Genomic DNA, 5,279 nt, shown 5'->3' on the forward strand with positions numbered 1-5,279 from the left:
TCGAGCACAGCACGGTCGGCGCGCTGGTGAACCACCTGCGACCCTCCGCCCCGCCACCGCCGACCGTGCTGTGCTCGAAGAAGACCATCGGGTCGACCTCGAAGCCGTCGGCGGACAGGGACGCCGCCAGTTCGACCGCCATCATGGAGTCGAGGCCCAGTTCCAGCAGATCGTCCTCGGGCGCCACGGCGTCGACGTGCAGCACGTTCTTCACAGCCGTGGTCAGCGACAGCCACAGTCCGCTTTCCGGTGTCACAACGGTCATGGGTTCTTCCTTCGCGTGGGCGGCGGCGCACAGGACGTAGTGCGCGGGAGGACGGCCGAGGACGGTGCGCAGCAGGGCGACACCGCTGTCCGCCGTGAGGACCGGTACGCCGTGCGCGGCGGCCTTCGGGGCGATGCCCTCGCCCATGCCGACGCTCCACAGGCCCCAGCCGAGGCTGAACCACGGGGCCCCGTCGGCGCGTCGGCGGGCGGCGTAGCCGTCGAGGTAGGCGTTGGCCGTGGCGTAGGCGCTCTGTCCGAGGTTGGCGCGGACAGAGGCGACGGACGAGAAGAGGGCGACGAAGTCGGGGGTGCCGCTCGCGGCGATCAGGTCGTCGATCGCGTGCACCCCGCCGACCTTCGGGCCGAGGACGTCCGTGACCTGCTCGGGTGTCAGGGTGCGGGCCAGGCCGTCGCGCAGCACTCCCGCCGCGTGGAACACGCCGTCGAAGCGTTCGGCGCCGTCGAGTGCCTTCGGCAGCGTACGGACGTCGGCGGCGAGGGTGTGCAGGTCGCAGCGGGTGCCCAGCCGGTCGAGCCGTGCCCGTGTCTCCCCCGCGCCCGGGACCGTGCGGCCCACGAGGGTCAGATGGGCGCAGCCCTCGGCCGCGAGGAACTCCGCGATCCGCAGACCGATGCCGCCCATTCCCCCGGTGATGAGGAAGCGACCGTCGCGGAAGCGGGGAGCGGGCGCCGACGCGTCGGCGCCGCTCGGCGGCAGCGGGGCGGGCCCGGCCGGTTCCAGCGTCGGCCGGTACCAGCCGGAGGGGCGGCGGGCGAGTTCCTGCTCGGCGTACCCGAGGAGGTCCGTCGGCGTGTTCGCCGTCGTGAGGTCGGCGCCGGGCTCCAGGTCCACCAGGCGCACCTCGGTGCGGGGGTGTTCCACCCGCAGGGTGCGGCCGAGCCCCCACAGGGAGGTCATGAAGGGGTCGACGGTCTCCTCCCCCGTCACCCGGTGGGCGCCGCCGGTGACGATGAGCAGGTCCGGCATTGGCGGACGGGCCGCCAGCCGCCGTACCAGGGCGAAGACCCCCCGCAGGGCTTCGCCCACCCGGTCCTCGTCCGTCAGTCCGCGCGGCGCCTCGTAGAGCACCGCGCCCACGGGCGTCCCGTCGAGCACCTCGTCCAGGCGTTCCGGTGTCAGCTCCTTTGGAGTCATGTGGATGACGGGCGGTCCGTCCGGCGCCGGTGTCCGCCGCTGCGAGACCAGTAGCAGGGGGCCTCGGCGCTCCCGTGGCGTGCGGGTGGGGCGGACCTCCCGCCAGACCGGGGTCTCGATCGAACCGGCGGCGGAAGGGGTTCGCTCCTCCGCCGCCCCGCAGGTCGGGGCTCCCACCGTGGGCGACTTGAGGGTGATGCGCTCCAGTTCGAGCAGCACCTCGCCCTGCTGGCTGCAGACGGTGGCCCGTCCCCGTACGGCACCGGCGCGGGCGCCGGCCGTCGCGTCCCGTTCGACGAGGGCGAGGACCGTGCCCGAGAAGGGCCGGCGGGCCACGAGCCGGCCCACGTACCACGGCAGGCACGCCCCGGCCGTTCCGTCGTCGAGCATGCCGAGGGCCTGGAAGACGCCGTCGAGCAGCGGCGGCGGCACGAACCGGGCCGTGTGCAGGTCGTCGTCGGCGCGCAGCACCACCAGCATGCGGTCCGGTCCCCGGTACGCGGAGCGGATCGCCCGGTAGGCGGGCCCGTACGTGATGCCGCTGGTCTGCCGCCACGCCTCGATGTCCGTCAGCGGGACGGGCCGGGTGCAGCCCGCCCGCAGTCCTCCCACGTCGACGTAGCGCGGCGGCGGCATCGGCACGCCGCGGGCGCGCGCCGAGCCGTGCTCGACGGGCGCGCCGCCCGCGTCGTCACCGGCGGAGAGGACCGAGCACCGCCCGTCGTCGGCCGTGGTCACCCGTAGGTCGACGCCGGGCCCGGTCACCCGCAGCGGCGCGCGGAAGGTGAGGTTGTCCAGCGTCCACACGCGGTCGGGCCGTCGGGTGTCGCAGGCGGTCAGGACGGCGTCCGTCTGGAGGGCGGCCGGCACGACCGGTGTGTCACCGATGCGGTGGTCGCGGACCAGCGGATCGGTGACGCCGAGGTGGACCCGGAAGCCGCTCATGTGCGGAGGTCGAACCGCTCGGTGGCCTTCACCAGGCCGTTCACCTGGATGTCCACGGTGTGCTCGCCTGCGTAGTAGCGGCGGGTCTGGACCTCCTTGACGGGGTGGGACTTGCGTACGGTCCGCCGCTCCCCCGCGGCGAGTCGGAGCGTCGTCAGTTTGAAGACCTTGGGGATGCTGCGGCCGTTCTTGCGTACGTGGTGGACGACGTAGTCGACGGTCACGCTGTGCGGCCGGTCGTCGCCGTTCTCCACGGTGAAGTCGATGAGGAGGGTGTCCCCGACGGTGACCGCGCGGGGCGTGACACGCAGGGCGGACACCTGGACGAGTTCGCCGCCCGTCGCCCCGAGGATGGCCAGGGCCTGCTGGTCGCCCTTCTTCACCAGGGTGCGCAGGGCGTGCTTCACGGTCCAGTCGGTCTCGGGGGTGGGGCTCTCCTCAAGCCAGCGCAGCGCGGTGGCGAGCGCGAGGTCGGGGGTGTCCTTGGAGATGTCGTTGAGGTTGTTGGCGACGGATTTGCGCACGTACTCGGAGGGGTCGCTGCGCAGGGGTTCGAGGATCTCCAGGACGGGCCGCGGGTCCTTCACGAAGACGTCGAGGGTGCGCGCCCACGGCAGGCGCGGCCGGACGCCCTCGCTGGCGAGACGCCGCACGTTGTGGCTGGGGCTGTGGGCCCACTCCGCGACCCGCTTCATCGTCAGCTCGTAGTGGTCCTCGACGAAGGGCCTGATGGCGTACTCACCGGTGTGGCGCCGGGTGATCTCCTCGATGGCGTCCAGGGACGCCTCGGGGTGGTCCCGGCCGTACTCCTCCACGAACCTCGCCACCGGCATCAGGAACCAGCTGGTGTTGAACATGCCCTCGCCCTCGGCGAGTTCGTCACCGAGGATCGACAGGAGCACCGCCACGGCCGTGGGGTAGTCCTCCGGGAGCCGGCTGCGCAGGCCCTCGGTGAGGACGAGGACGCGGTCCTTCAGCTCCTTGCCGGGGATGCGCCGTTCGACCTCGGCGGCGTACCCCTCGACGTCGAAGTCGGGGTGTACGGCGCGGACCTTGCCGCCGATGAGGCGTGCGGCCTCGCCGTTGAAGTGTCGCTTCAGTCCGTATTCGCTAGCCATGGTGCTCGGGCCTCTTCGTCTCGTGCGTGTGATTACTTGGGGTGGTGGTCGTGGGTGTGGGGCCCTGGGCATCGGGCGCGCCGGGGGTGATCCAGAACCGGCGGCGCCTGAACGGGTAGCCGGGGGCGGTGGTGACGCTCTGGCCTTTGCCGTGGTGCAGGCCGGTCCAGTTCAGGTCGGTGCCGGTGTGGTTGTGGTGGGAGGTCAGCGCGGCGTGCAGCTGCGGCTGGTCCGCGCGGCCCCGTTGGAGGGTGGGGATCCACAGGGGGGTGAGGTCCGGGCGCGCCTCGGCGAGCGTGGCGCGGGCGAGGGGGATCAGCTGCGGGTGCGGGCCGATCTCCCAGACGGTGTGGGGGCCGGTCTCGGCGAGCGTGGTGACGGCCCGGCCGAAGCGGACGGTGCGGCGGATGGCCTGGGCCCAGTGCCCGGGATCGGTGGCGGTGACGTCGCTGTGCCAGGTGCCGGTGAGGGCGCTGGCGAAGGGGAGCGCGGGCGGCGCGAGCGGGGTGGCGGCCACGGCGTCCGCGAACGGGGCGAGGGCCGGTTCCATCACCGCGGAGTGGAAGGCGTGGCTGACCGTCAGGGGCTGTACGCGTGAGGAGGTCTGCTCGCGGAAGCGGGCCATCACCTCCGCCGGGCCGCTGACGGTGTGGACGCGGGGCGCGTTGTGGGCGGCTATCTCGATGCCGGGGTAAGCCCGGAGTTCGGCCGTCAGCGCCTCGGCGTCGGTGTGGACGACGGCCATCGTGCCGGTGGCGGGCTGGGCCTGCATCAGCTCGCCGCGGAGCGCGGTCAGCCGCAGCAGGTCGGGCAGGGCGAGGACGCCGGCCGCCCAGGCCGCGGTCAGTTCGCCCAGACTGTGCCCGGCGACCACGTCGGGGCGGACACCGACGGCCCGCAGGAACGTCACCAGGGCGACCTGGACGCCGACGATGCCGATCTGCGCGTACCGCGTCTGGTCCAGGAGGTGCCGCGCGTCGCCGTACAGCAGGTCGAGCAGGGGTACGTCGGTCCAGGGGCGGAGCAGGTCGGCGCACTCGTCGAGGGCTTCCCGGAAGTGCGGTTCGGTCGCCCTGAGGCCCTCGGCCATGCGGGCGTACTGCGAGCCCTGCCCGGTGAAGAGGAAGGCGGTGGTCGTCGCCGTCCGGGTGTGGCGGGTCGTCGGGGCCGCCCCGGAGGCGACCTCGGTGAGCCGGGCGGCCAGTTCGGCGGCGGTGGTGCCGTGGACGGCGGTGCGATACGGGTGAGCGGTGCGTGCGGTGTTGACGGTGCGGGCGAAATCGCCGAGCGGGTCTTCGGAGAGTGGGCTCTCGGTGACGTGGTCCTGGGAGAGCAGGTTGTCGGTGAGGCGGGTCAGACGGCCGGCGTAGGCGCCGGCGAGGTCGCGCAGGGTGGTCTCGTCGGCCGCGCTGACGCGGACGATGTGGCTGTCCTGCGGCACCGGGGTGTGCCCGGTGGGCGGCGGCGGCTCCTCGACGACGACGTGGGCGTTGACGCCGCCCATGCCGAACGCGCTGATCGCGGCCCTCCTCGGGTACCCCTCGCGCGGCCAGGGCCGCGCCCGGTCGGCGAGGTAGAAGGGGGTGTCCTCGAAGCGGATCCGGTCGTTGGGGCGCGTGACGTGCAGGGTCGGCCAGATCACCTCGTGCTCCATCGCGAGGAGGGCCTTCACCAGGCCCGCGAGGCCCGCCGCCGGCTCCAGGTGACCGACGTTGGACTTCAGCGAGCCGATCGCGCAGAACTGGGCGCGGTCGGTGTGCTCACGCCAGGCCCGGGTCAGTCCGTCGATCTCG

The 5,279-nt window shown here is 73.2% G+C and carries 3 protein-coding genes; all 3 read right to left on the reverse strand.

The annotated features are described in order from the left end of the window. The coding region (locus AOK15_RS04145; protein ID WP_157870155.1) for an SDR family NAD(P)-dependent oxidoreductase at window positions 1–2,368 on the reverse strand (2,368 nt) is incomplete at its 3' end. Next, window positions 2,365–3,486, reverse strand: a complete 1,122-nt coding sequence (locus AOK15_RS04150) for a DNA alkylation repair protein (protein WP_055512856.1) — start codon at window positions 3,484–3,486, stop codon at window positions 2,365–2,367. The genes AOK15_RS04150 and AOK15_RS04145, both read right to left, overlap by 4 nt. Next, window positions 3,479–5,279, reverse strand: a 1,801-nt coding sequence (locus tag AOK15_RS04155; protein ID WP_157870156.1) for an acyltransferase domain-containing protein, incomplete at its 5' end; no start/stop codon positions are given. The genes AOK15_RS04150 and AOK15_RS04155, both read right to left, overlap by 8 nt.

The sequence above is a fragment of the Streptomyces ossamyceticus genome (assembly GCF_001418475.1).
GTDB classification, from domain to species: domain Bacteria; phylum Actinomycetota; class Actinomycetes; order Streptomycetales; family Streptomycetaceae; genus Streptomyces; species Streptomyces ossamyceticus.

What these genes read in the sequence shown, in the direction of transcription:
- AOK15_RS04150 (WP_055512856.1), bottom strand. Translation starts at nt 3,486, where the DNA reads ATGGCTAGCGAATACGGACTGAAGCGACACTTCAACGGCGAGGCCGCA.